We start from the raw sequence: 26,997 nt of genomic DNA on the forward strand, positions 1-26,997 counted from the left end.
ATCTGCACTATTTTCCTCGTTTGACGGCAATTTATCTCATTTTTATCACCATTTTTAAAATGAGGACACGCCCTAGACATATCGATGAAAACATAATAAAAAATAGCCCGTCACTAGATGGGCTATTTTTTTATCACGTATATATGTACCCTATTTGACAGAACAGTTGTCATTAACTTGTCTTTTAATCTAAATAGATATGTTAAAAACAGTAAACAATAACGTAAGGGTTCTATAAGTCTTATAAAATAGCTAAGACGACAACTTAAGTGATGACGGTAATACCTGTCACACTAAGAGTATTGAATGAAAGATATATCCATTTGTTCGTTCAATAATTTTATAAGGATTATTATTTATGCCATTTAAGCCTGTTCAAGCGGCTATCGCTATTTTAGTCGGTTTGATAATTTGGTTTGTTATCCCAGTGCCGACGGGTGTCACACCAGAAGCGTGGCATATGTTGGCACTATTCATCGCGACCATTGTTGCCATTATAGGCAAGGTATTACCGATTGGTGCCATTGCCATTATTGCCGTGACTTTAGTGGCACTGACAGGCGTCACAAGCGATAGTCCAAAGCAAGCCATTAGCGATGCGTTATCAAGCTATTCAAGCCCTCTGATTTGGCTAATTGGTATTGCGGTCATGATATCGCGTGGGTTGATAAAGACAGGCTTAGGTCGCCGTATCGCTTATTATTTCATTTCTATCTTTGGTAAAAAAACCATTGGCGTGGCTTATTCCTTGGCCGCTGCTGAGCTAATGGTCGCACCCATTACACCGTCTAATACGGCGCGTGGTGGTGGTATTATTCATCCCATTATGAAATCCATTGCGCAAAGCTTTCATTCGACACCAGAAGAAGGGACTCAAAATAAAATTGGTCGCTATTTAGCGATGGTGAATTATCACGCCAATCCTATTACTTCTGGTATGTTTATTACTGCTACTGCGCCCAATCCTTTAGTCGTAGAGTTGGTGAATAAAGCGACGGGTGGCGATATTCAGCTGTCGTGGACGACATGGGCAGTGGCGATGTTTATCCCTGGTATGCTTTGTCTGATCGTCATGCCATTAGTTATTTACCTAATTTATCCTCCTGATGTCAAAGCAACACCTGATGCCAAAAACTTCGCAAAAGATAATCTGACAGAAATGGGTAAAATCAGCACCCACGAAAAAATAATGCTCGGTGTATTTGGTCTTATGTTGGTATTGTGGGCGAATATTCCTGCGTTAATTTTGGGTGAGCAGTATAGCGTTGATGCCACCACAACCGCCTTTATTGGCTTGACGACATTGATATTGACTGGCGTATTGACGTGGGATGACATTCTAAAAGAGAAGTCTGCATGGGATACCATTATTTGGTTCGGTGCACTGATTATGATGGCCGCTTATCTGAACAAGCTTGGTTTGATTAGCTGGTTCGCAGGTAATATTGAGTCTCTCATTGGGACGACTGGGGTAGGTTGGATAGGTGCAGTGACAATTCTGACCTTAGTCTATCTATATATACACTATTTTTTCGCTAGTACTACAGCCCACATTACCGCACTATTTGCAGCATTCTACGCAGTTGGCCTGACACTAGGCGCGCCGCCAATGTTATATGCTTTAATCTTAGCTGCCGCGGGTAATATCATGATGACGTTGACCCATTATGCGACTGGCACAGCTCCTGTGATTTTTAACTCTGGCTATGTGACGTTGAAAGAGTGGTGGAGCATTGGTGCGATTATGAGCGTGGTTAACTTAGTCATTTGGATAGGTGCTGGTTTAATTTGGTGGAAAGTACTTGGTTATTATTAATCAGTCATCTAAATCTATAGTTATTCCACTATAAAAGTATTACTGCGTTAACTTCGCTTGAAGTATTTAATATACATCTACACTCGGTTGCCTTGTACTACTTTTAAAATGAAGACACGCCCTAGTCAATATATAGGTGAGTGTTGGCTAAAAACGCTCATCTAACGTGTCTAGCGTATAGTTGAGCGCGGCAAAACATATATCAGTATTGAATCCTCTATATTGTAGAAACCGTAGCTGCTTGGCTTTGTCTTTTTGCTCAACAGGTATGTCATCGCCGTATTTTTTGGTACGTGCTGTGACGGCCAGTTTCAGCCAATCTACGCCATCGACTAAGTTGTCATCATTGTCATCTACAAATTCGCTAAATTCCTCTGACTCTGCATTTGCCATATCGATTAGCTCATCGATATTACCAGGCATAGCAATTTTCTTACGATAAAATTCTTGCTTAATACGACCGCGCCCACGGCCTTTACGAATATTTTCACGTATTAGCATCAGAGTAGTGCGGTAATCGCTTTGATAGCCTTTCTCCTCAAATTCATCAAGGAGCGCATCAACTTTCTCTGGATTTTGTTCCTTATCGATGAGTTTTTGTTTCAGCTCAGATTTGCCATATTCACGGCGCGATAAATAATAAAATGCCAACCAACGTAAGCGGCTTTCGGCTTTAATCGCATCGATCTCTGCTTGTTTTTGTTCAGGTGTACGCAAATAAGCTTTGAGGGCAGCTGGTATATTATCGTTTTGATTGTCTATGTCGTTATCATCAATAGTCGAAAGCTCAGCTTCATTTTTTGATTTTCTCAAAGACGGATCAGTGCTACGACCAGTATCTGTTGCTAAGCTATTATCTGTCTCATCTCCATGAATGCTGTGTTTGACCTCTGCTAGCATCTCTTTAATACTTTGCGCTTCAGGTGGCAGATAAGTAGGCACATCACTAGGCTCAGGGCTAAAATTAGCCGCTGGATGAAAGCGTTTTTCACGTTTCTGACGCTTTTTAGATTTGGATGTTTTTTGATTGATAGAGGAAGATAAGAGTGGGTCGCCCGAGTCTATATCAGTAGTAGAATCACCAATTAACGAGCCACTAATTAACGAGTCATTAGTTGATAAGTCATTAACTATAGCGTTATTTTTATTTGAATAGGTAGGTCGCTTGCCATTTTTACGAGGTTTGTGCGGCTCATCTTTGTATGAGTGCTTAGCAGGCTTTTTTGGTTTGGTGTTAGGAGAACTCGCTGAATCGGTGTCCGATTCAGCGAGTATTTCAGCTAAGGTTTTAATTTTCATAATAAATCATGATAATTGATAACAGTTATTGATCGTTCCGTTATTGTACAGGTTCAGCGCCTGGTTTTTCTTTGGCTTCGTCAGTCTTTTTATCTTTGGCACTCTTTTTTGACCCAAGTTTTTCGTCGCGAATCTTATCTTCGATTTCTTGAGCAATCGCAGGATTCTCTTTTAAGAATAGTACAGAATTGGCTTTACCTTGACCGATTTTTTCGTCGCCATAGCTGTACCAAGAGCCTGCTTTACCAACGGCTCCAATCTCAACGCCCAAATCAATGACTTCGGCTAAGTGATTGGTACCTTCGCCGTAAGTGATTTCAAATTCGGCTTGGCGGAATGGAGGTGCCATTTTATTTTTGATGACTTTCACACGGGTCTGGTTACCGATGATTTCATCACCATTTTTAACTGCGCCAATACGGCGAATGTCCATGCGTACAGAGGCGTAGAACTTCAACGCGTTACCACCAGTAGTGGTCTCAGGGCTACCAAACATAACACCGATTTTCATACGGATTTGGTTAATAAAGACCACCATACAGTTAGAGCGTTTGGCATTACCTGTAATCTTACGTAGTGCTTGGCTCATCAGACGTGCTTGCAGGCCCATGTGTGAGTCGCCCATCTCGCCTTCAATCTCAGCACGCGGCGTCAAGGCTGCAACTGAGTCAATAACGATCATGTCGATGGCCCCTGAACGAACCAACATATCGGTAATTTCAAGCGCTTGCTCACCATTATCAGGCTGAGAGAGTAGTAGCTCATCAGTGTTTACACCCAGTTTGCGAGCATAGACAGGGTCAAGCGCGTGCTCAGCATCGATAAAGGCACAGGTACCACCTTGCTTTTGGCACTCTGCGATGGCTTGCAGGGTCATGGTCGTTTTACCTGAGCTCTCTGGGCCGTAAATCTCAACGATACGGCCTTTTGGTAGGCCACCAATCCCAAGGGCAATATCTAGGCCTAATGAGCCTGTTGAGACCACATCGACATCCATGATGGCTGCGTCATCGCCTAAATGCATGATGGTGTTTTTACCAAATTGCTTTTCAATTTGACCTAATGCCGCTTTGAGGGCTTTGGCTTTATTGTCGTCCATATTGGATTCCTTGTTTTTGGTAGTTAAATTGATGCTATAGATAAAATATTGGTACTGTTGAAATTTTGGGTAAGCGCATACTGATTGTTATGAAGTTAGTAGGGCGTGTTTGGCTGTTTTATCGAAAAATAGGTTGTCACATGACTGTTATCGGTAGTAGTATCGACTGTGTCGTTCTACTATACAGTAAAATTAAATAGCGAGAGAAGTAAAAATAAGTTCGCAGTTAGCCACCGTTATCGTTGTTTTTAAGTCAGACTTTGCCTGCTAATTACTTGACGCAATTTCTTAACGCTGCTGATTTGATAGGGTAATTATAGCAAAAGCAACGCACTATAATGAGCGTTGAGCGATGCTAAGCGACACTATATGTCGTGTGGTATTAGACGGAAAATTTGCAAACAAGATGACGTGGGTAGTCGTAATTTTGAACCCGATAATGGCTCTATTTGTCAATAGATTTGTGAATTGTCCACAATAAATAAAGGGGGTGTTTTTATTGATTGTGAAACATTATGAATAATTGAATTATTTTAAAAGATATTTAAAATAATTTTTTATGTGTGCAGATTTAATTTAAGATATTGATTTTAAAGGATTTATAAATTGTACAAAAAATGAACGATTTTACCTTATCCTTTAAGTTACTTAGCCATATACTTGTCAAGTAGTGACTTATGCACAGGGTTATCCACAGGTTATGGGGAGAACTCTCTAAGGCCTTGTATTACATATGTTTACGTAGATAATTAATATCAAAATCTCATACGCCATTTCTTTTTTAATCACGATACGCATGTTGTTTTGTCTATAAACGGTACTGTAAACACTATGTTTCACATACCATTACTTTATCTTTTTTTACGTCTACTCATATTATAGGTATTAAAAGTCAGGAGTATGACGCAAGAAATATGGCTGACATGCGACTAAACATACTTATGGATAGAATGTCTAGCGGATAGAGTGATAGATAAAGCGGTACAAAAAAGCGGCTACATCAGATAGCCGCTTTGTCAAAACACTTAAAAGTAGAGCTGTATTAATCAGTCTTTGATATAGATCAAATCCCACACACCATGCCCACGGTCGAGGCCACGACGCTCAAACTTGGTCATTGGACGAAAGTCAGGACGGTCAGTGAAATTGCCTGCGCCTGCTTGATTGGTCAATCCAGCAAAACCATCCAACACTTCAACCATCCAAAACGCATAATGTTCCCAGTCAGTTGCTGTATGGAACCAGCCGCCTTGTTTTAAGCTGCGCGTAACGATGGTCATACGTTCAGGACTGACGAAACGACGCTTGTAGTGACGCTTCTTTTGCCATGGATCAGGAAAATAAAGCTGAATACGGTCGATATGGTTTTCTGGTAGTTGCTTAAGCAATTGTATGGCATCACCATTGATGATTTTCACATTGCGCAAGCCTTGCGTACCAGCCATATAAGCACATTTACCAATACCAGGCTCATGCACCTCTACACCAATAAAATTGCGTTCAGGCTCTGCCGCTGCCATCTCAATAAATGAATCACCCAAGCCAAAGCCAATCTCTACCGTAAGAGGCGCCTCTGGGCCGTTGGGACTATCAGCGAATAGCGTGCGTAGGTTGTCAATACCGGTAAGGTCGCCATCACCAAAGCTGTTATTGACCAAATACTCAGAAAACTCTGGAGCAGTTAATGCAAGCTCAGCGTTTTTGTTCATGTGCGTACGGCGCTTCATGAATGTATTGACGATGCGGATGTGTTTATCAGAGGTAGGCTCTATCTCGTGGCTGGCGCTGGTATCAATATCGATAGGCTCGCTCGTGCTATTAAGGGTTTGCTCATCAGTAGTGTCGGTACTATTGACGTTGTCATTGATATCAGAATGTTGACTCATAGGATTCGTAAGGCTTAATTAGGTGGGTGATGTTTGCTTATTATAAGTTAAATCGATACAACTGTGAACGGACAATCCTATTTTAGCGTGTTTGCTGGTCGGTGCTGTGGTTTCTCTATGTTACACACGGGTTTTGGCGTTATCATATAATGGTATCTTTTAAATGCTTTTTCTAAGAGTCAGTAAGCAGAGCGTGTTGCCATGTTATTTATCGAAACGGATTCACCGCCACCCTTTTATCAAGAGTCATTAACGCCTGCCAAGCGCAAGCAATTGGATGAATGGTTCATCGGTAATCGTACCCAGCGTTATTACCTCAAACGTTTTGAACAATTCGATCAGCAAGGTTATCTGTCACCAAAATGGCATTGGGCTGCGTTTTTTATCACTTTTCCTTGGTTGCTATATCGCAAGCGCTATATGGATGCGATCGTCTATAGTGTCGCAGGGTGGTCTTTTATTCAGCTAAATGTGGCACTGGTGCTAGTCGCCTTTGAGTTTGTAGCGATGTCTTACGTACCTGATGCTTATCAGATGGCAACACGTATCGGCATTGCTGCTGTTATTTGGCTATTTTGGTCGTTTATGGTGGCACGCTGGACTGATGCGTATTACTACCGAATGGCAAGGCGTGAGATCGCTGATGCGATAAATGATCATCCGCGAGATGAGGCAGCACAGAAGGCGCATCTGCAAAGAGAGGGTAGCGTTAGTTTGTTTGGATTGGCATTAGGGTTTGGTTTCTTTGCATTTTCGCTATTGGTCATTAAGGTGCAGTTTTTGCCTATTATCGCTAAGCCAAAAGCAAATGAAGTGTTGTTTGATGCTTATAATATTGCGAAGAACGCCCAAAACCGAGTGGCATTGATTTATCAGCAGACGGGGCAGTGTCCAGTAGATTTGCCTCTCAGCACCGACCAGCAGCAGATACGCATGCATGTCGATGCTCAAGCTGCTGGAGTGACAGAAACCGACTGCGCGGTAGTGGCAACGATTCAGAACGTGACGTTTCCAATACGCTACTTAAACGAGCAGACGCTGGTCTTTTATCATATACCAGACAGTGATAATTGGGATTGCACCAGCTCACTGAATAAAAAACAAGCCCCTAAAAACTGCATGGCTGATTAGGGGCTGTATTTCACGAGTGCTTGTAGATGTTGCTAGTACTGAGAGCTAATGCTTAGAGTCCGTTGCAATATCATCCTTTTCATCAACTGGTGTTGCTTGGCTCTTTAATGCCTCGTAAAAATCAGTCAAATCCATCTTACGTGCTTTGCCAATGTCTTCATCAAACAGGCTTTCAAGCTCTGCCATCGCTGACTGCGCCGACTCAATCATGCTGGCTTCATCATCATAAATGGCTTGCTGACGTTCAATCAAATCATCATCATAATCACGGAATGTTTGCACTGTCTCACGCGCTTTTTCTGGTGAGATACCTAATAACTGTAGCGATTCGCGTGACATGTCCAAAGACGACAGATAAGTCTCACGCCAAATGTGCCGCACGCCAACCTCACGCAAGCGGTAATAGTGCTGACGATCGCGGGCTCTTGCCAATACAATTAACTCGGGATAGTTTTTACGCAAATATTGAGCGGTCGTGATGGAGCGTTCTAAGTCATCGATGGCGAGAATAAAAACCCGTGCCTTTTGAATACCGGCAGCCCGCAGAATTTCAGGGTTTTTTGGATCACCGTAATAAACTTGGTTACCGAATTTGCGAACGAAATCTACTCGGTTTGCAGAGCGTTCAATGGCGGTAAATTCGATATTATGCATGCGCAGTACACGGCCAATAATCTGACCGACGCGGCCGAAGCCCGCAATAATGACCTGATGCTCATGATCTGGAATGGTGTCGTATTCGCGGCTCGGTTTGCTCTTGGCGAATAACGGTTCGCCTATTTTTTCTAATAACAAAAATGCCAGAGGCGTTAGCGCCATTGAGATGGTAACGACAAGGTTAAGGGTATTGGCAAGCTCGGGACGTAAGACATTTTGGGCAGTGGCGACACTGAATAGGACAAAGGCAAATTCACCTCCTTGAGCCAATGTCACGCCCAATCTGATGCTGGTCGGCCAGCGATTGCCCGACACTTTTGCAATACCTGCAATCACTGCAAACTTGATAAACATCAAGGCGAGCGCACAGCCAATAATAAAGATGGGTTCTGCCAAAATGAGTTTGACGTCGGTAAGCATACCGACCGACATAAAGAACAGACCTAAGAGCAATCCTTTAAAAGGTTCGATACTGGCTTCTAACTCGTGGCGATATTCAGAATCGGCGAGCAATACGCCTGTCAAAAATGCGCCCAACGCCATTGATAGACCGATTTGTCCCATCAAAATAGACACACCCATCACGATAAATAGCGCGACCGCTGTTAGTAGTTCTGACGCACCGCTGGAGGCCACAAATTTAAAGAAGGGTCGAACCACATAACGGCTGGCAAAAATAAGGCCTGCAAAAACCGCAAATACTTTGCCAAAATAAATCAAATCGTAGCTTTGTTCACGCACCCCTGATAAAAACGGAATGACCGCCAACAATGGAATAACTGCAATGTCTTGAAATAATAAAATGGTAAAGGCTTCTCGCCCATGCGTGCTTGAAAGCTGCTGTTTTTCAGTCAATATCTGTAGCACAAATGCGGTAGAAGACAGGGCTAAACCAAAACCAACGATAAAGGCGGTATCTAGCTGTAAGGAGAAAAACTGATGTAAAAGCCACATGAGTAGCGTACCAGTCAGACCGACTTGCAAACCGCCCAATACAAATATAGAGCGTCGCAGTGCCCAAAGCCGTGAAGGCTGCAGCTCTAGCCCGATAATAAACAGCAGCATGACCACGCCAAACTCTGAAAAGTGCAATAGACTTTCAGCGTCGCCTGCCACATCTAAGCCACTGGGGCCCAATATGAGCCCTGTGATGAGATAGCCTAAGACCGTTGCAATACCAAAACGTTTACCAAGAGGAACAAAGAGCAATGCTGCTCCCAAAAAGATAGTGGCTTGCAACATTAGGTTTGGTGAGCCGGCGGCGGCAGCGAACATCTGGGCTCCTTAGAGATTGGAATAAAATAAACAATATAAAGTCGAAGTAATTAACATCAGTGTGGCAAAGAGTTGGCCGTTTTTAGCCCATTTACCGTTTAGGGTTCAGATTGAGAACAAGTCCTAAATAATATCGCATTAACAGACGTTATTTTTTACGATAAACTTTCCACACACCATTGTCTGCAAGCGGATTGTTATAAGCATCATTGCGGCGTTTACGCGGTGTCTGTCGACTATCAACAATCTTGAAATCAGGCAGGGCATGTACAATGAGACCAGTACGATAAAAGCGTACCCGCTCAGGTTCTAGCATCTCGCCCTTACTATCGCGGCAAAAAACATAAGCACGCAAATCAATAAATTCACGATGCGCCACCAGTCGTGCTTCGTCATCATTGTCTAACACCGCTGTCATGCGCTCAGTTTCATCATCCGTATATTGACCACACTTATCGGTGAGAGCACCTACTGACCCAAAGCTTTTGGATTCTTTAGCGCGTGTCTTAGTTAAATGTAGACGCTGAACATGATAGATAAATTGCGGTATCTCAAGGCTGGCTGGCAGTGGCAGATAATCAGGTGGCATGTTGGCCGCTGGATAAAAATCCTTGGCGCGCTCAAGCAGATTTTGCCAACACTGCTGATACGTTTGGACTTCGGCTAAGTTACCTTCGTAGATAGGCATATCGCGAATTTGTCGCAAAATATCAGGCGGAAACTGTTCATTACGAAAGTTTGCAATGTCTTCTTGCAATGTCGATAACAAAACTTTGGCGTGTTTTTTGCCATCTTTTGATGCAGGATCATCGATATAGTCTGGGGCGACAAAGGGTGCTGAGCGTCTAGACATAGTGTTATATCATCAATAGATAGAGTGAAAAATACCAAAAAATATGGTTATCAAAATGAGCTGAGGTGTTAAACAGAACGTTATAGTAGTCATTATAACCACATAAGCGTTCTTGGACTTGAATTTTTTAAATCGAATAAAGCAAAAATCTATCAAAAGTCATGCTATAAAAAATCATGACTGTTTCAACGTTATCGAACCTTGAGTTTTGATTTTGTATGACAGCTAGGGCGTGGTTTCAATCCACTCGATAGTCATCTACATGGGCGAAGTTCAGCATATCGTTTATCATTAATGGGTGTGACCAATGTGACTGTTGCTATCAGCGGCTTGTTCGGAGATGTCACAGACCAATGCATCGCTATGTGAGATATTCTGCGGATGAGACGAGCTTTCGACCTGAATAGTCGCGTGATGGATGCCAAGCGTCAGTAAGCTTTTTTCTAAATTGGTAATCAATATGCTTGATTCATGAATGCTCATCTCACCATCAACCACGACGTGACAAGAGAGTGCATTGAGACCACTGGTGATACTCCACACATGTAGGTCATGGACCTTTTGTACCTGTGGGTGGGCGACCAGTTTTTCCTCGACAGTCGTTAGCGATATATTTTCGGGCGTCCCTTCCATCAAGATATGTACGGAATCACGTACAACACGATAACCACTAAAGAGAATCAGAACGGCAACGATTACTGATGCCACTGCGTCTGCCCATACCCAACCAAAACCCATCATGAGTAGCGCTGCAATAATTGCAGCAACTGACCCCATCAAATCACTCAATACATGTAAATAAGCACTTTGCATATTGAGGTTAACGGGTGCTTTATTATCAGATTTTTCCTCTGTTATTTTGGGATTGTCTGTTCCATGACTATGACCATGTGACTCGTCACCTTGACTGCCTCGGTGCATCAGCCATGCCACCAAAATATTCACCAGCATACCGATAGTCGCAACGATAAGCATGCCTTGGGTGGCAATTTCTGGCGGTGAGTTAAAGCGTTTAATCGCTTCATAAAAAATCATCAAGGCGATTATGACAAGTGTCGCACCATTGACCGTAGCGACTAAAATTTCAAAGCGTTTATAGCCAAAGGTTTTTTGATGAGTGGCTGCTTTTTCACCAATTTTGAAGGCCATTAAGGTGGCACCAAGGGCGATTGCATCACTGAGCATGTGACCCGCATCTGATAATAGTGCCAAACTGCCAGTGAGCCAGCCGCCAATGGCCTCAACGAACATGTAGCCTGTAATAATCACAAAGCTAAACAGCAAGGTACGCTGATAGCCTTTGGTATCTCGCGCTGCGGTTGTTTGTTCTAGGTGCTCGTCATGATCGTGACGGCCTTGATTGTCATGAGTGTAGTTGTTTTCATCATCTTCGCGCAGATGTTTAGGCAAATCAGCACCATTATTGTGATTCTGCTTGTGTTTGTGCTCTTCAGAGTTTGGCTCGTTTTGATTCATAACAATACTCAAATTCGCTGATATTTGCGTTAAGTAACCGATGTTCACTGCGGGTAGAGCGGCCGTAGACCTCTTATCGCCTACTATTTGCTGATGATAAATTTAACATAGCCAAGCCTGAGAAGCTGTAACGACGAAGTAAACATAATGCAGGCAGGTGTAAAGAGGTATGGTGAGGTTCAATGCGTTTTTATATTCGTGGCATTTGGATTACCAACCAACAGGGTCGATATCTAGGGTGAGCTTGAGGTATTTGGCACTTGGTAGAGCAAGCACTGGCTGCCACCATTGCGCTAACACATGGTGTAACTGCCGACGGTCTTTGGCCAACAGTAAAAGTTGTGCATGATAGCGGCTATTCTTTTTGCTCATGGGTGCATCAATGGGGCCGAGGACAGCGAGATTATGTGCGCTTGGTAAATGGGCAATGGCATCTTTGAGCGCTTGAGTCGTGGCTGCCAATGTCTTGCCTTCACAGCGTATGAGTGCAGCATGGCTATGAGGCGGTAAGCCCATCATCTTACGCTCTTGTAACAGCTCGCGCGCAAATGACAAGTAGCCATCTTTGACCAGTTTTAATAATAGCTCGTTATCAGGTTGTAGAGTTTGAATCAATACGCGGCCAGCTTTGTCACCTCGACCAGCACGGCCAGCCACCTGAATCATGAGCTGTGCGGTATGCTCTGGTGAGCGAAAATCTGCGGATAAAAATCCACGATCGGCATTGGGTAAGCAGACCAGCGTGACGTTGGGAAAGTGATGACCTTTGGCGACCATTTGTGTACCGACCAATATAGCAGGCGTGCCTTCGTTGATACGTTGATAGATGTTTTCCCAGCTGTCTTTACGCCTTGTGGTATCACGGTCGATTTGGATGATGGGATACAGCGCTTTGCTGGTTTGGGGATTGGCAAAAATCGCATGCAGATTTTCGCTGAGCCTTGTCGTTCCCATGCCTTTGGCATCTAGATTTTCGCTGCCGCAATCAGGGCATACGGTAGGAATATAAGCTTGCCAATCGCAATGGTGGCATTTTAAATAAGAGCTACCTGAATAACTGTTGCGCTGAGATTGGCTATTGTAATGAACGGTCAGGTGAGCGTCACAGCGCGGACAGTCTGCTTGCCAACCGCACGCCTCGCACAATAACACAGGCGCATAGCCACGACGATTCAAAAATATCAATACCTGATCGCCCGCTTCTAGCGTTTGCCGTATTGCCCCGATCATGGCGTCCGTCAGTCCAGTATCATAACGTGCACCGTCATCTTGTGTTTGCTGATGGGTGCTTTGTAGACGAGCATCGATGAGCTGCATGGTTGCAGGCTTGGCATTACCAGGACGAGTAAGCAGTTGACACTCTACAAGCTTGCCATCATCGACCAATTTTAGATGCTCAAGCGAGGGGGTTGCTGTGCCAAGCACGACGGGGATGTTGTATTGCAAGCCTCGATAGAGCGCAACGTCAGCGGCATGATAACGCAGAGTGTCTTGTTGCTTATACGAGCCATCATGAGCCTCATCAACGACGATCAAGCCTAAATCGGCAAAGGGATACAGTATTGATGAGCGTGTACCGATGATGATTTGTGCATGACCAGTACGACAGTCTTGCCATCCTTGTAAACGGTGGGTGTTGTTCATACCTGAGTGTAGCAACACAATATGGGCGGCAAATCGACTGGCAAATCGTGCACGCGTTTGCGGTGTGAGTCCAATCTCAGGCACTAGAATCAAAACTTGCTTGCCTGCTTCTAGGACAGCTTGCATCGCTTGCAGATAGACTTCCGTTTTACCACTACCAGTAATGCCGTTGAGCAAAAAACCAGTATAAGTATCGGATTCGTGTGCAGCAATAATAGCGTCGACAGCAAGCTTCTGCTCATCATTAAGATCAAGTGGCATTTTTGCCAGTTTAATGGGAGAAGGGGCTTGTTTTGGCTGAATATAGCGCTCGACCAAACCTTTCTCTTCTAGCGTTTTTAGAAATGCTCGCTGCATACCTTCTAATAGCAACACATCTTCACTTGCGCCATGCTGACCATGCAGCTTTAACATGTCGAACTGCTGCTTTTGTTTGTTTGCATTGGCACGAAAGTCGTCATCAGTGATATGGGGCAAAATTCGCCAATGAGTAATCAGCAGATCTAAGGGTTTGCCTTGACGCACGAGGGTTGGCAACGTAACCGCTAACACGTCACCGAGTGGGTAGTGGTAGTAACGTGCCAGCCAATAGGCGAGCTTTAGCATACTGGCGTCCAAAATCGGCTCAGCATCTAGGCATTTATTGATAGGTTTGAGCTTATTGAGTGGTACGCTGCTATCTGCTTCGGAGATTTGCGCGACAACGATACCGATTAGAGTCTGGCGACCGAAAGACACTTCGACACGGCTACCAATTTGCGGCATCGGACTGTTTGGCGAAGCAAGCTTAACTGCTGGTAGGCTATAGTCAAACACCCGATATAGGGGGACAGGTAGAGCAACTTGTACCAACATAAACGGCTTCGCAGTCTTATCAGGTTAATGTTATGTCAAAATAAAGGGACAGAGACCAATAAGCTTAGCATGATGCTAAGCTTATTATTGTTTAACGTAAAACATCAGTGCTTAATGACAAGCTCCATATCGTCTTATTCAATATATAGAATAGACTCGATTTCGACCACGCCACCTTTAGGTAGGGCCGCTACTTGTACTGCCGCGCGGGCAGGATATGGCTCGCTCAAATTGGCAACGAATACTTCATTTAATACGGCAAAATCACTTAAGTCAGTTAAAGATACGTTGAATTTAACCACGTCATTTAGACTGCCACCAGCTGCTTCACAGATAGCTTTGATGTTTTCAAATACTTGCTCAGCCTGTGCTTTGAAACCTTCTCTCAGCTCCATCGTGTCAGGATCAAAACCAAGCTGACCTGAAATATAGACAGTATTACCGACTTTGACGGCTTGTGAATAGGTGCCAACAGCTGCAGGTGCTTTATCCGTTTGGATGGTTTGACGAGTCATGATATATCCCTTTTATATTTTATGTGATTGATTTACCATTAATAATAGAACCATTGCTATATAAGAACAGCAATTCTATCTATTATTATTTGACGTTTGGAAAATCGCTGGAAGATGTGTTGCCTACTTCAGCTATTTGCATTTGCATCACTATTATTATGCGTAATGCAAATACGCTTATTATAATTGATATAACCGTATAATGTTAGGGAAACCTAGCAGTGAGCGTAGCTCTCGGATTCCCTGTGCTAAATGGTTGCGACTACGTACAACGATGTGAATGATGGTATCACTGTTACGAACATCAACGGTCTCGACACCCATATTTAGCTGTCGTAAGTGATAGATAACTTCACTGATTTGTTCATCACTAAGTGCAATAGATAGCTTCAAATAGGCAGGAAAACGGATTTTGCCGCTGTTTTTTAGGTCGTGCTCACCGATGTCACCTTGTTTGACCGCATGGTCATTGCGCCAACGCAGTTGGATAACCTGATAAGGATTGTCTTTACGAATCTCATCCAGCGAAAAACATTTATGTCGATGAACGACCAAACCATGGCGTGATAAATGTCCCACGATAGGGTCACCATATATCGGGTGACAGCAATTGGCAAAATCAAGCTCAACGCCAGCAGCATTCGCAATGAGCTGTTGTGGTTGGGTCATATCAGCGCTATGTACTTTTGCCTGTAGGTCACTCAGCTCATCGCTAAACAAACGAGTCACTACCAATTGTGGGAGTAGCGTGCCTGAGCTTATTTGCTCAAATAAGGCATCTTTTTCGGTCAATCCGCGCCATTCAGTCAGATCTTTCCAGTCTGCCTCTGTTAAGTCATCAAAACCCTTTTGGTGAGTTTTGAGCGCACGATCCAATGCCTGCCGACCATGGTGTTGTTTGTCAGCGGTAGACAGGTCTTTAAACCAACGTAAAATCTCTTCACGTGCTTTATTGGTCACCACAAACCCCAACCATTCCGCTTTTGGTTCTGAATGACTGTTTACTTCTATCTCAACTGACTGGCCATTTTTTACCACGGTGCCAAGTTTTGCAGCTTTACCGTCGATATTTGCCCCAACGGCAACGTTACCGATCATCGGCCCAACGGCGTAGGCAAAGTCGAGAGCCGTTGCTCCTTGTGGTAGCTCATAAGCACGGCCCTGAGGACTATAGCAAATGATTTTACTGGAATGCAGATAATCCATCAGCTCATTAATGGTAGAAACTGCTGCCGAAAAATCAGGACTGTTTTCATTCAGATTGTCTTCATCGACCAAGTCTTTCATGTTGCGTAACGACGCTTGGATGACAGATTGACTCACATCGGAGGCGTGTTCAGCACCGATGACACCAAGTCTAGCGGCACTTTGCATTTGCTTGGTCAGAATGGTTACTTTTACCACATCATTATCACGCTCATAGATGAGGGTAAGTGACTGATTGCCACCTGGTAGCGGCCGACGAATATTATCAGCAATATGGGTATCATCAATCTGATATTTTTTGATCAAATAATAGGCCAGTTTGTCACATGCTTCGATATTGTCGAGGACAATCTCAAACGCATAATGCCGTAGTAGTGCGCTAACCTCACCACGGTTGCGGAAAAACTGACGATATATGACCACTCGATTGTCTAAAACTTTGACCAGCCCATTGAGCCCTAAGTTGTTTAGAACGATACTTAGGTAACGATGAATGGCTTCTCTTTGAAAGTTACGCCCAAGTCCGTGTTGTAGCAACTTATCAGACAGCTTGTTGTACATATCATAATCAAGATTGCGATAACACAATACCTCGATATAATCGGCAATATCATTCAGACCCATCAAGCGTGCAAATGGGACATAAAAGTCCAAGGTCTCTTGAGCCGTTGTGCGCTGTTTTTCAGGACGAACAGCGTCAAGTGTAGACATATTATGCAGGCGGTCAGCCAGCTTGATAATCAATACACGTGGGTCAGCGAGTGTGGCAGTCAAAATTTTATGAAAGGTGGCTGCTTTGTTTTGCTGCTTATTGTGTGAGGATGACTTTAGCTTAGTCACACCATCAACCAGCCTTGACACAACGTCGCCATAACGCTGCTTGATTTGCTCATCACTCACTTCAGTATCTTCGACCGTATCATGCAAAATCGCGGCGATAATCGTATCTCGATCTAAGCGAAAGCCGGCAAGTATCTCGGCAACAGCGATTGGATGCGTGATATAAGGTTCCCCTGATTTGCGCTTGTCTTTGATGTGCGCAATATCTCCGAACTCACAGGCATCAACAATATCACGGCGATCAGCAGCAGTGAGATAACCTACTGAACGCAGTAAGTTATATTGAGCGTCATCGACGAGGTGATGACTGAGTTTGGGTAGGGTTTGACTCATAAAATGATGATCCTATTTTCCATGACCTACTGATTGGACCACTTACCAAAGCAAATGGTGGCTGAATGACGATCTATCGTACCAAAATTGAAGATGAGTACGCCATTCTCTAATTAATCGCAAATCGCATTCAATGTCAACTGATAAGCGAGTAGGCGATGAAAAATTTTGACTCAACGGTCTGTTTTGGAGATAAGCGGTTGCCAAAACAGCCAATACGTTATAATTACAACCAAAAAACCACAGCCTATGCTGTGGTTTCTATTGTCGATCAAGATGTATGTTTAACTTACAAGCCGCTATTAGCTTTATAAGTGACATCTTATCAAAACAGCTTATTAGAAGCTGTGGTCACCTGACAATGCTAAATCTAATGAGCTCGTAGCAAAGTTGTGCTCTGGCTGATTTAGAATATCGCGAGTGATTTTGCCAGCGGCAATTTCACGTAAGGCAAGTACGGTAGGTTTGTCGTTATCAACGTCAACCAACGGCTCGGCAATACCTTTGGCCAATTGACGGGCGCGCTTGCTTGCGACCAAAATTAGCTCAAAGCGATTATCAACATTATCCAAACAATCTTCAATCGTCACTCGTGCCATATATAGCTACCTCGGTTGTTTTTATTAGTCACGGACCTTGCCCGCCACTCAATAAAAATAATATCAAAAATATAAAGGGGGATAGCCAGATATTATAGCATTTTTTGCCAAGTCGCGTAGTTGCTTTTTATATCTGCTTATGAGATTAACTGCTCGTGCTTAGTTTACTCTTCTGCGGGAGCGTTTAGCAAGTTGCTAATCGTGCGATGATAGCGCTGCTGCTGGCGACTAAGTGTCTGTCTGTCAGCCACAATAATCGCCTTTAGCTCAGTCAAAGCCACTTCAAAATTGTCATTGATAATGACAAAATCAAAATTCACATACTGTGCCATTTCAGTGACTGCACCTGCCAAACGCTGCTCGATAACTTCCATGCTGTCCTGCGCACGCGTTGATAGGCGCTGGCGTAACGTGGAAATGCTAGGGGGTAAAATAAAAATCATGGTGGCTTCAGTGAATATTTTTTTGACTTGTAGCGCCCCTTGCCAGTCAATCTCCAAGATAACATCAACGCCTGCCTCTAGCTGCGCACGCACACTTTGCTCTGACGTACCATAGTAGTTGCCAAACACCTCAGCATGTTCTAAAAACTTATTTTCATTGATATCTGCTACAAAACTATCGACGTCAGTAAAATGATAATGATGTCCATCGACCTCACCAGAACGAGGTGCGCGAGTGGTGTGTGAGACACTGACAGTCAAGTCATTGGTGGTAGCAAGCAACTGCTTGACCAATGAGGTTTTGCCTGTACCTGAGGCGGCAGTAATAATAAATAATGAACCTGTCATACAATTTGTCCTAATAGAGAGTGTCTTGGTAACTCGTAACCTACATTTTAATAAATGTGTCTTAATAAAACATTAAGTAGGGCCTCAGTCAAAAACAAAGACTGGAAAAAAGAAGAAACGCCATCATGTATGACGGTAGGAATTATAATAGAGGCACTATTATAAACGGCTTTTGTGTGAGTGAAAGCTGGTTTTGTATTATGTTATTAGGATTTGTTGAATATTCAAAGTAGTAGGCTGATGTTTGCCCATAAAATATTACTATGAGTAGACGGCTTTTTCTAAGAGTCATAAAAGCAAATTATGCTAAAGTAGAGCATTGATTTCGCCGCAACTTTTGAGCGAAAAGCTTTAAAAATACGTTGTAACTATAAATTATCCAATGATAGGCCTTTTTATGCAAATTTATCTTGCCAATCCCCGTGGATTTTGTGCTGGTGTGGACCGTGCGATTGCGATTGTTAATGAAGCATTAACACGTTTTGAGCCACCCATTTATGTCCGTCATGAAGTGGTCCATAACAAATTTGTCGTCTCTGATTTGGCCAATCGCGGTGCGGTCTTTGTCGAAGAGCTTCATGAAGTACCAGACGGCTCTATCGTTATTTTCTCTGCTCATGGGGTTTCTAAAGCCGTTGAAGATGAGGCCGATCGCCGTGATATCACTGTGTTTGATGCGACTTGTCCGCTAGTCACTAAAGTACATATTGAAGTCGCCAAATTTGCCCAAGATGGTATGGATGCGATACTGATTGGACACGCAGGACATCCGGAAGTAGAGGGCACGATGGGGCGCTTTAACCGTCGCCATGGTGGTCATATTCATTTGGTTGAAGATGAAAGCGATGTCGCAGCATTGACGGTACAAAATGCTGAGCGTTTGGCATTTGTGACCCAAACAACTTTGTCGATGGATGATACCGCCCGCGTGATCGATGCGCTGCGTGAAAAGTTCCCTAGTATCCAAGGTCCACGTAAAGATGATATCTGTTACGCCACCCAAAACCGTCAAGATGCAGTAAAAGATTTGGCCAGTCGTTGTGAAGTGGTACTAGTGGTCGGTTCACCAAATTCATCAAACTCCAATCGTCTGCGAGAGCTGGCAGAGCGTATGAATTGCCGTGCTTATTTAATCGACAACGCTAGTGAGATGGATAAAAGTTGGTTGGATGGTGTGCAGAGTATCGGTGTCACTGCTGGTGCATCTGCGCCCGAAGTATTGATTCAAGAAGTATTACAGCAGCTGCAAGATTGGGGTGGTGATTTGCCTAGTGAGCTGTCAGGTATTGAAGAAAACGTGATATTTAGTCTGCCTAAAGCCTTACGCATTCCAGTCACTCAAGTTGGTAAGTAACTAGGGCGTGTCCTTATTTTTAGCCCATTTACCATTTAGGGTTGAGAGTGAGGACAGGCCCTAGTATTTGTATGAACCATCATTTACATGGATAAGGTCGCATGAAAGAACCAAAAGCCAGATTTGTATTGGCAGAAGCCACGCTCGCTGAAGTCAATAAGCAACTCAAACTCAATATGTTGGTGACCGTAGCAGTGGTGTTTGTGCTGTTTATGAACATCATAAAGTTCATGGCAGAAAAAAGCTTTTTCTACGCTGTGCTCGCAGTGATTATGATCTGCTTATTATTCTTTATACAAAAAGCGCGCCGTATTCTCATGCTAAGAAAACAAGAGCTTACCCATCAATAAAAAGTACAAAAGAAAGTGCCAAATATAGGATAGTTATGACTGCTTATTACCAGTTTATCAAACGCGAACAACAAGAAAATGGCATCAGTGTGGCGCATTATCAGCCAACCAAGCATGCACAAGGTGCTTGGAACGAGCACGAGCAGCATATGGCACCAGCGACAGGCCTACTAACGGCTGAGATAAATAGCTTTGCACCACAAGAAAACATGCGTATTGCACGTGTCAGCCTTGATATCTTGGGGTTAATACCGCTTGATGATTTTACCATTACCACGCGTTGTATTCGTCCGGGCAAGACCATTGAGCTGATCGAAGCGGTCATGAGCAGTCGTGGTCGTGATGCCATCATCGCAAGAGCGTGGCGACTGATAACCCAAGACACTAGCGAGATTGCAGGGCTTGAAGATCAAAAGTCGATATATCAGCCTGAAGCGTTGCCAGTTTGGGAAGATATGAAAGGCTGGCCAGGTGGGTTTATTGAGAGTGTGCGCTTGGTCGCTGATGAGTCGCAGCGTCGCCCTGGTCGTGGTATGGTATGGATTACCAATGATGTCGAAATGGTAGAAGGCGAGCCAACTGATGACTTGGTGCATTTATTAGGGATGGTCGATACCGCCAATGGTGTTGTACCGCGCCTAGGTCTGGGGTTATCTAAACTAGAATGGATGTTTCCCAATACTGACTTACAAATCCACATGCATCGCGCGCCGAAAGGTCGTTGGTTGGGTATCGAGGCAGTACAACAATATGGCGCTGATGGCATAGGATTGACCAGTGCGGTGTTGCATGATGTGTATGGGCCTTTTGGTCGTAGTGAGCAAATTCTCACCATCCGTCCGATGCCGCGCTAATGGCTCATCGGTCGTTAATTAAGCGACATTTTATATGGTCGATTCACTTTGAAAAATTATGGTAAACATTTAGCCATTTTTAGCCCATTTACTGTTTAGGGTTCAGATTAAGGACACGCCCTAATATTTGCTGTTCTTAATAAAAATCATTCTCAGCAGTAAGGGCATTTGGTTGCGTCAAAAGCAAGTCGAGTGATTTTGAAAAACAAAATTAAAACATGTAATTAATTGATTGTACAAATCAATGGTAATCGGTTGTAATGGTCTCTAACAACAGACTATGACTGTATTAAGATATTACTATGAAAAAAATTCGCCGTTTTTCGAGCAAACTGACGACTATTCTGGATATGTTGATAGAGGCTTATTCAGAATAGATTTTGTACTTTAATCCATTTATGTTTCAAAGGAGTATGACCATGAGCGATAAAAAATGTCCTTACGCACCGACCCAGCTCACCATGGGCAATGGCGCACCAGTTTCTGATAATCAAAATAGCATGACCGCAGGTCAGCGCGGACCACTATTGGCACAAGATATTTGGCTAAATGAAAAACTCGGAAATTTCGTTCGTGAAGTGATTCCAGAGCGCCGCATGCATGCGAAAGGCTCTGGCGCATTTGGTACCTTTACCGTGACCAACGATATTACTAAATATACTCGTGCTGATATCTTTAGCAAAGTTGGCAAGCAGACTGAGATGTTTGCGCGCTTTAGTACGGTGGCAGGAGAACGCGGCGCAGCTGATGCAGAGCGTGACATTCGCGGCTTCGCCTTAAAATTCTACACTGACGAGGGTAACTGGGACTTGGTGGGTAACAATACACCTGTGTTCTTCGTCCGTGATCCGCGCAAATTCCCAGACTTAAACAAAGCCGTTAAACGTGATCCACGTACCAACATGCGTTCGGCGACCAACAACTGGGATTTTTGGACGTTACTACCAGAGGCGTTCCATCAGGTCACTATTGTCATGAGTGATCGTGGTCTTCCCGCTTCTTACAGAAATATGCATGGTTTTGGCTCGCATACCTACAGTTTTTGGAATGACGCTAAAGAGCGTTTTTGGGTCAAATTCCATTTCATCACGCAGCAGGGCATTAAAAACTTAACCGATGCAGAAGCGGCAGATTTGGTTGGTTCGGATCGTGAAAGCCATCAAAAAGATTTGTACGATGCCATCGAAAATAGCGACTTTCCGAAGTGGAAAATGTATGTGCAAATCATGCCAGAATCTGAGGCAGATACCGTCCCTTATCATCCGTTTGATTTGACCAAAGTATGGCCAAAAGGCGACTATCCACTGATTGAAGTGGGTGAATTTGAATTAAATAAAAACTCTGACAACTACTTTGTTGATGTGGAACAATCAGCCTTTGCGCCAAGTAATTTAGTACCAGGTATCAGTGTTTCACCAGATAAAATGCTGCAAAATCGCTTGGTTAACTACGCCGATGCACAACGTTACCGTGTCGGTGTCAACCATCAGCAAATTCCGGTAAATAAACCTCGTTGCCCTGTGATGAGTAATCATCGTGATGGTCAAGGACGTGTCGATGACAACTATGGCAGTCGTCCACATTATGAGCCAAACAGCTTTAGCCAATGGCAAGAGCAGCCTGACTATGCTGAGCCACCACTCAAAATCAATGGTGATGCCGCGCATTATGATTTCCGTGAAGATGACAGCGATTACTTTAGCCAACCACGTGCGTTGTTTAATTTAATGAGTGCTGAACAACAACAAGTGCTATTTGAAAACACGGCGAACAATATGGCTGGCGTGCCTGACTTTATTCAGTATCGCCATATCCGCAACTGTAACTGGTGCGATGCCGCTTATGGTGAAGGGGTTGCCAAAGCTCTAGGCTTGAGCGTTGAAGATGCCATGGCAGCGCGCGAGTCAGATCCAGCTCGTCACCTTGCTAGTTGCTTATAGGTGCTTAGGGTTATTTAGTCATTAAGCCGAGTCATTTAGATAACTATCGAGTGAATTGAAGACACGCCCTAGAACACCGCTTTAGGAAACTAAGGCGGTGTTTTTTATGGAATAACCCTTTTGCGCTTGAAATTTTCTGCTATGCCCCTATTAGTATAGACAGTTTAACGGTTTTGCACACGGCAGGTTTTCTAGGGCATATCCTCATTTTAAAAATGGTGATAAAAATGAGATAAATCGCAGTCAAATAAGGAAAATAGCGCAGATAATATCGAGATATTAGTCAGCTATTTGACGCCATTTGACAAGATTTAGCCATTTTTAACCCATTTAGATAACTATCGATTGAATTGAGGACACGCCCTAGTATTAGTAGATCAGCTCTGGCAAATTTATCGTTATCTGATAATAGGTCTTTCATAGAATTTAAAGGAGTTTTTATGAGTGAAGCAACTCAAGCTGAAGGTCTGAATCCAGAATTAAAAAAACATACGTTTGAAGCGGAAGTGGCGCAGTTGCTGCATTTGGTAACGCATTCGCTATATTCTAATGCTGATATCTTTGTCCGTGAATTGGTGTCTAATGCCTCTGATGCTTGTGACAAATTGCGTTTTGAAGGTACAAATGATGACAGCCTTTACGAAGATGATGGTGAGTTAAAAATTCGCATCGCTGTTGATGAAGACGCTAAAACCATTACCTTTACCGATAATGGTATTGGTATGAATGAAGCGGATGCTATCGAAAACTTGGGTACGATTGCCAAGTCAGGTACCAAAGCATTTTTGGACAAGCTTTCTGAATCGCAAAAGCAAGAAGGTCAACTCATCGGACAGTTTGGGGTTGGTTTTTACTCAGGCTTTATCGTGGCTGACACTATTAGCGTTGAATCGCGTAAAGCGGGCGAGCCTGCAGATACAGGTGTACGTTGGGTATCAGATGGTACAGGTAGCTTCACAGTTGAGCCTATCACCAAAGCCGCACGCGGCACTGCCATCACTTTGCATTTAAAAGAAGAGTACTCTGAAGGCGAAGACAGCTACTTAGATCGTGGTAAAATCAAGCGCCTAGTGAACAAATACTCTGACCATATCAGCTTACCGATTCAGATGCGTAAAGAGATCTGGCAAGAAGATGTAGCCGAAGACGACAGCTCTGATGATCAGGCGCCTGCTGGTGGTGAGATGGTATTGACTGATGAATGGGAAACCATTAACAAGGCCAGTGCACTATGGACACGTTCAGCATCTGAGATTGAAGATGATGAGTATGTTGATTTTTATAAAAACATCTCATATGACATGGATGCGCCGCTTACTTGGACGCATAATCGTGTCGAAGGCCGTGTTCAGTACACGCAGCTTTTGTATATTCCTACGAAAGCACCCGCAGATTTATACACTAGAGAGCAGCAACATGGTCTCAAGTTATACGTCAAACGTGTTTTCATTATGGATGAAGCAGAGCAGCTGCTACCGATGTATCTGCGCTTTGTCAAAGGGGTTATCGATTCAGCAGACTTGCCACTAAACGTCAGCCGTGAGCTATTACAAGAGTCACGTGATGTGAAGTCTATCCGCGATGGTAACGCGCGTCGTATCTTGACGACATTGGCAAGTTTGGGCAATAGCGAAGACAACGATAAGCAAGAAAAGTTTGCGCAGTTCTACGCAGAGTTTGGTGATGTTATCAAAGAAGGTCTTGGCGAAGACATGGGCAATCAAGAACGTATTGCCAAATTGCTTCGTTATGCCACCAGCACGCAAGACGGTCTAAAAACCAGTTTTGAAGACTATAAAGGCCGTATGAAAGAAGGTCAAAAAGCCATCTATTATCTAACGGCTGATAACTTGGCTGCGGCAAAGAATAGCCCGCAACTTGAGCTGTTTAAAAAGAAAGGCATCGAAGTTATTTTGATGACCAGTCGTGTCGATGAGTGGGCGATGAATTTCTTGACTTCATTCGATGAGACACCGCTGCAAAACATCGCGAAAGGTGCGGTAGATTTAGGCGACTTGCAAGATGAAGCAGAGAAAGCAGAAGCATCAAAAGCAGAAGAAACCTTAAAGCCTGTAGTCGATAAGCTCAAAGTTGCATTGGGTGAGCGTGCCAAAGACGTTAAAGTGTCTACTCGTTTGGTCGATAGTCCAGCTTGCTTGGTCGTGGGTGAAGGTGAGTTGTCACCACAAATGATTCAGATGCTGCAGCAGATGGGGCAGGACGTACCAGAGAGCAAACCAACGCTTGAGGTAAACCCTGATCATCCATTGATTAAGAAGCTTGAGAGCAGCGAACAATTTGATGATTTGGCGCAAGTGATTTTTGATCAAGCGTTACTAGCAGATGGTGGTCAATTAGAAGATCCAGCCGCTTATCTAAAACGTGTTAATGAGTTATTGATGAGATAATGACTGGTATTTGATAAAAAAAGAGGTCTTGTACACAAGGCCTCTTTTTTTGTTTGTTTTTCAGCTCAAATATGAGCAAATTTTACAAATCAGCCTTATCCTCTTAACCGACAATCCGTTACAATCGCGATAGATTAGCGAGCTAAACTATCAATACGTATTTTAGTCTGTACTATTCGCCTCTTATAATCATTTCATCGTGTATTCAATATAAATCGATGTCTACATGCCGTACAAAAAATCGTAAGTTGATTACAGCAGACGGTGGTTACATCAGAACAATTATCATTGGGTCATTTTATTTTTCTCGACTGGTTAGAGGTCTAAGTCTTTGTCACTTACGTCGTTAAAAACCGTCTCGCTTCAGCGCTTTTCGCTCAACTTCGCTGCCAATATTATTGCAACCTTATGGATGCTGGTAGGGTCGACGCGTGCGTTTTCTTGGGTCAAGCCCACTTTTATACAGTTTGCTGTGTTTGCGCTATTAGCACTTGGCAGTAATGTCCTATTTTCTTGGCTAGCTGCTGAAAATGGCAGTATGTTTAATGAGCAAGGATTGGTCAGTTATTTGATTTGGCCGATGATTATTTTGCTGGGTGGTATTATTTTGGCGCGGCGGGCCAGCAATCAAACATTGGTGTTTGTACCAGTAGTACTGTGGTTGGTCGCTGATACATTGTCAGCACTATTACAGAGTTTGGTGCAGTTTTTTGGTAGCTATGGTTGGTTGCCCGATTGGAGTTATTCGTTCTTACCCATCCTGTTTTTGGTGTTGTTCTTATGGCAGACGCTGGCCTTGCTATGGATTTTTTCCCGTCGTTTGCGTATCCCATGGTGGGAGCGCATCATCGTACTGGTTGGCGCGGTGGCGTTGTTGACTATCTGGCAGCGCAATGTCGCTGACCAGCCTATCTTTAAACAAATTCCAGTAGAGCCTATCTTAGAAGAAGCGGCGTTATACGAGCAGCCACGTTTGCTACAGCAAGCATTAAACAGTATCGATCCAAGTACCTCAGGCAAGACCGACTGGTATTTTATGGGGGTTGCTGGGTTTTCTGATCAAAACGTTTTCCGTTCTGAGATTAATAAGGTGCGTGAGCTGTTCGATGTGCGTTTTGGCACCAGTGGGCATTCACTATCACTGATTAACAACACTTACAGCTGGCTGGATGAGCCAATCGCTACCAAGACGAGTATCTTGCGTGGTCTAAGAAGAATAGGTCAGCAGATGAATGCCGACGAAGATGTGTTATTCCTCACGCTATCTTCACATGGCAACGAGGACATCATACAACTGGCCAATCCACCGATTGAGATGGACAATTTAGATGCCACATGGTTACGTGAGGCGCTAGATGCGTCAGGTATCCGCTGGCGTGTGGTGGTGGTGTCTGCCTGCTATTCAGGTTCGTTTATTGACGAATTAGCATCACCGACCACGGTAGTGATTACGGCATCTGCCGCTGACAAGGCCTCATTTGGCTGTACCAATACCGCTGAGATGACGTATTTTGGTCAAGCATTTTTTGCTGAGAGTCTACGAAGTAATACCAGTTTCGAGACAGCATTTAAAGATGCCAGTATACGGGTCAATGAGCGTGAAAGCGCAATGGGCTTTGAGCCATCAGAGCCGCAAATGGTGATTGGTAGTTTGATGGAAACGGCATTGCCTGCGTTTGAGCAAGTATTGTTTGATAAGGCGCGCCCATCAGTCGCTAGTATTACAAATAATACTACTGCTACAACGGTTAACATTCTACCTGACAATGCTAATAATCTGTCGGTAGACGAAGGGGATATAGCTGATGAATAAATA

19 protein-coding genes are annotated in these 26,997 nt (G+C 43.7%); 8 read left to right on the forward strand and 11 right to left on the reverse strand.

Features of this window, described 5'->3' with window-relative positions:
- The first annotated feature begins 358 nt into the window (after positions 1-358).
- Positions 359-1,816, forward strand: coding sequence for an anion permease (locus QL982_RS06200; RefSeq protein ID WP_290164810.1), 1,458 nt, complete (start codon positions 359-361; stop codon positions 1,814-1,816).
- Between the two features lie 147 nt (positions 1,817-1,963).
- Here QL982_RS06200 and QL982_RS06205 read toward each other — a convergent pair whose 3' ends face one another.
- The 3 genes from QL982_RS06205 to trmB all read right to left on the reverse strand — a co-directional run bounded on the left by QL982_RS06205 (position 1,964) and on the right by trmB (position 6,100).
- Entirely contained in the window at positions 1,964-3,115 is a 1,152-nt protein-coding gene (locus tag QL982_RS06205; RefSeq protein WP_290164811.1) for a regulatory protein RecX, read from the reverse strand.
- 40 nt (positions 3,116-3,155) lie between these two features.
- Positions 3,156-4,214, reverse strand: a complete 1,059-nt coding sequence (gene recA, locus QL982_RS06210) for a recombinase RecA (protein ID WP_290164812.1) — start codon at positions 4,212-4,214, stop codon at positions 3,156-3,158.
- 1,046 nt (positions 4,215-5,260) lie between these two features.
- Positions 5,261-6,100 (reverse strand): tRNA (guanosine(46)-N7)-methyltransferase TrmB, encoded by an 840-nt coding sequence (gene trmB / locus QL982_RS06215; RefSeq protein WP_290162621.1) that lies wholly within the window; start codon positions 6,098-6,100, stop codon positions 5,261-5,263.
- A 201-nt stretch (positions 6,101-6,301) separates the two neighbouring features.
- Here trmB and QL982_RS06220 point away from each other — a divergent pair, with 201 nt between their 5' ends.
- The gene (locus tag QL982_RS06220) at positions 6,302-7,231 is read left to right on the forward strand and encodes a DUF2628 domain-containing protein (protein WP_290162619.1); all 930 of its coding nucleotides are present in this window, start codon (positions 6,302-6,304) and stop codon (positions 7,229-7,231) included.
- Positions 7,232-7,276: 45 nt separating this feature from the next.
- Here the strand turns inward: QL982_RS06220 and QL982_RS06225 are convergent, their stop codons facing one another.
- The 8 genes from QL982_RS06225 to gmk form a co-directional block, all read right to left on the reverse strand.
- Complete coding sequence (locus QL982_RS06225; protein ID WP_290162617.1) at positions 7,277-9,163, reverse strand: monovalent cation:proton antiporter-2 (CPA2) family protein; 1,887 nt, start codon at positions 9,161-9,163, stop codon at positions 7,277-7,279.
- Positions 9,164-9,311: 148 nt separating this feature from the next.
- On the reverse strand, positions 9,312-10,016 hold the full coding sequence (locus QL982_RS06230; RefSeq protein ID WP_290162615.1) for a hypothetical protein: 705 nt from the start codon (positions 10,014-10,016) through the stop codon (positions 9,312-9,314).
- A 291-nt stretch (positions 10,017-10,307) separates the two neighbouring features.
- Positions 10,308-11,492, reverse strand: coding sequence for a cation diffusion facilitator family transporter (locus QL982_RS06235; protein ID WP_290162613.1), 1,185 nt, complete (start codon positions 11,490-11,492; stop codon positions 10,308-10,310).
- A 210-nt stretch (positions 11,493-11,702) separates the two neighbouring features.
- Positions 11,703-13,991, reverse strand: a complete 2,289-nt coding sequence (locus QL982_RS06240) for a primosomal protein N' (protein ID WP_290162612.1) — start codon at positions 13,989-13,991, stop codon at positions 11,703-11,705.
- Positions 13,992-14,125: 134 nt separating this feature from the next.
- Positions 14,126-14,506 (reverse strand): RidA family protein, encoded by a 381-nt coding sequence (locus tag QL982_RS06245; RefSeq protein WP_057761400.1) that lies wholly within the window; start codon positions 14,504-14,506, stop codon positions 14,126-14,128.
- 180 nt (positions 14,507-14,686) lie between these two features.
- Positions 14,687-16,885: an HD domain-containing protein gene (locus tag QL982_RS06250; protein ID WP_290162611.1), complete on the reverse strand. Its 2,199-nt coding sequence runs from the start codon at positions 16,883-16,885 to the stop codon at positions 14,687-14,689.
- Between the two features lie 338 nt (positions 16,886-17,223).
- Positions 17,224-17,484: a DNA-directed RNA polymerase subunit omega gene (gene rpoZ / locus QL982_RS06255; RefSeq protein WP_057761396.1), complete on the reverse strand. Its 261-nt coding sequence runs from the start codon at positions 17,482-17,484 to the stop codon at positions 17,224-17,226.
- Between the two features lie 164 nt (positions 17,485-17,648).
- Positions 17,649-18,275 carry a guanylate kinase gene (gmk, locus tag QL982_RS06260; protein ID WP_290162608.1) on the reverse strand — a complete coding sequence of 209 codons (627 nt, stop codon included), beginning with the start codon at positions 18,273-18,275 and terminating at the stop codon, positions 17,649-17,651.
- A gap of 397 nt (positions 18,276-18,672) precedes the next feature.
- Between gmk and ispH the strand changes: the two genes are divergently transcribed.
- From ispH to QL982_RS06290, 6 genes are all read left to right on the forward strand, one after another.
- Positions 18,673-19,629 (forward strand): 4-hydroxy-3-methylbut-2-enyl diphosphate reductase, encoded by a 957-nt coding sequence (gene ispH / locus QL982_RS06265; RefSeq protein WP_290162606.1) that lies wholly within the window; start codon positions 18,673-18,675, stop codon positions 19,627-19,629.
- A gap of 101 nt (positions 19,630-19,730) precedes the next feature.
- Positions 19,731-19,979 carry a hypothetical protein gene (locus QL982_RS06270; RefSeq protein WP_290162604.1) on the forward strand — a complete coding sequence of 83 codons (249 nt, stop codon included), beginning with the start codon at positions 19,731-19,733 and terminating at the stop codon, positions 19,977-19,979.
- Between the two features lie 35 nt (positions 19,980-20,014).
- Positions 20,015-20,833, forward strand: a complete 819-nt coding sequence (locus QL982_RS06275) for a thioesterase family protein (RefSeq protein WP_290162602.1) — start codon at positions 20,015-20,017, stop codon at positions 20,831-20,833.
- A gap of 413 nt (positions 20,834-21,246) precedes the next feature.
- The gene (locus tag QL982_RS06280) at positions 21,247-22,773 is read left to right on the forward strand and encodes a catalase (RefSeq protein ID WP_290162599.1); all 1,527 of its coding nucleotides are present in this window, start codon (positions 21,247-21,249) and stop codon (positions 22,771-22,773) included.
- 440 nt (positions 22,774-23,213) lie between these two features.
- Positions 23,214-25,181 (forward strand): molecular chaperone HtpG, encoded by a 1,968-nt coding sequence (gene htpG / locus QL982_RS06285; RefSeq protein ID WP_290162597.1) that lies wholly within the window; start codon positions 23,214-23,216, stop codon positions 25,179-25,181.
- Between the two features lie 331 nt (positions 25,182-25,512).
- Complete coding sequence (locus QL982_RS06290) at positions 25,513-26,994, forward strand: C13 family peptidase (RefSeq protein ID WP_290162596.1); 1,482 nt, start codon at positions 25,513-25,515, stop codon at positions 26,992-26,994.
- Positions 26,995-26,997 lie beyond the last annotated feature (3 nt).

Origin of the sequence: Psychrobacter sp. 5A.1 (assembly GCF_030407455.1) — a bacterium.
Classification (GTDB): Bacteria; Pseudomonadota; Gammaproteobacteria; order Pseudomonadales; family Moraxellaceae; genus Psychrobacter.

What these genes read in the sequence shown, in the direction of transcription:
- rpoZ (WP_057761396.1), bottom strand. Translation starts at nt 17,484, where the DNA reads ATGGCACGAGTGACGATTGAAGATTGTTTGGATAATGTTGATAATCGC.
- recA (WP_290164812.1), bottom strand. Translation starts at nt 4,214, where the DNA reads ATGGACGACAATAAAGCCAAAGCCCTCAAAGCGGCATTAGGTCAAATT.
- QL982_RS06245 (WP_057761400.1), bottom strand. Translation starts at nt 14,506, where the DNA reads ATGACTCGTCAAACCATCCAAACGGATAAAGCACCTGCAGCTGTTGGC.
- QL982_RS06270 (WP_290162604.1), top strand. Translation starts at nt 19,731, where the DNA reads ATGAAAGAACCAAAAGCCAGATTTGTATTGGCAGAAGCCACGCTCGCT.
- QL982_RS06200 (WP_290164810.1), top strand. Translation starts at nt 359, where the DNA reads ATGCCATTTAAGCCTGTTCAAGCGGCTATCGCTATTTTAGTCGGTTTG.
- QL982_RS06240 (WP_290162612.1), bottom strand. Translation starts at nt 13,991, where the DNA reads ATGTTGGTACAAGTTGCTCTACCTGTCCCCCTATATCGGGTGTTTGAC.
- trmB (WP_290162621.1), bottom strand. Translation starts at nt 6,100, where the DNA reads ATGAGTCAACATTCTGATATCAATGACAACGTCAATAGTACCGACACT.
- QL982_RS06235 (WP_290162613.1), bottom strand. Translation starts at nt 11,492, where the DNA reads ATGAATCAAAACGAGCCAAACTCTGAAGAGCACAAACACAAGCAGAAT.
- QL982_RS06220 (WP_290162619.1), top strand. Translation starts at nt 6,302, where the DNA reads ATGTTATTTATCGAAACGGATTCACCGCCACCCTTTTATCAAGAGTCA.
- htpG (WP_290162597.1), top strand. Translation starts at nt 23,214, where the DNA reads ATGAGTGAAGCAACTCAAGCTGAAGGTCTGAATCCAGAATTAAAAAAA.
- QL982_RS06280 (WP_290162599.1), top strand. Translation starts at nt 21,247, where the DNA reads ATGACCATGAGCGATAAAAAATGTCCTTACGCACCGACCCAGCTCACC.
- QL982_RS06250 (WP_290162611.1), bottom strand. Translation starts at nt 16,885, where the DNA reads ATGAGTCAAACCCTACCCAAACTCAGTCATCACCTCGTCGATGACGCT.
- QL982_RS06205 (WP_290164811.1), bottom strand. Translation starts at nt 3,115, where the DNA reads ATGAAAATTAAAACCTTAGCTGAAATACTCGCTGAATCGGACACCGAT.
- QL982_RS06230 (WP_290162615.1), bottom strand. Translation starts at nt 10,016, where the DNA reads ATGTCTAGACGCTCAGCACCCTTTGTCGCCCCAGACTATATCGATGAT.
- gmk (WP_290162608.1), bottom strand. Translation starts at nt 18,275, where the DNA reads ATGACAGGTTCATTATTTATTATTACTGCCGCCTCAGGTACAGGCAAA.
- ispH (WP_290162606.1), top strand. Translation starts at nt 18,673, where the DNA reads ATGCAAATTTATCTTGCCAATCCCCGTGGATTTTGTGCTGGTGTGGAC.
- QL982_RS06275 (WP_290162602.1), top strand. Translation starts at nt 20,015, where the DNA reads ATGACTGCTTATTACCAGTTTATCAAACGCGAACAACAAGAAAATGGC.
- QL982_RS06225 (WP_290162617.1), bottom strand. Translation starts at nt 9,163, where the DNA reads ATGTTCGCTGCCGCCGCCGGCTCACCAAACCTAATGTTGCAAGCCACT.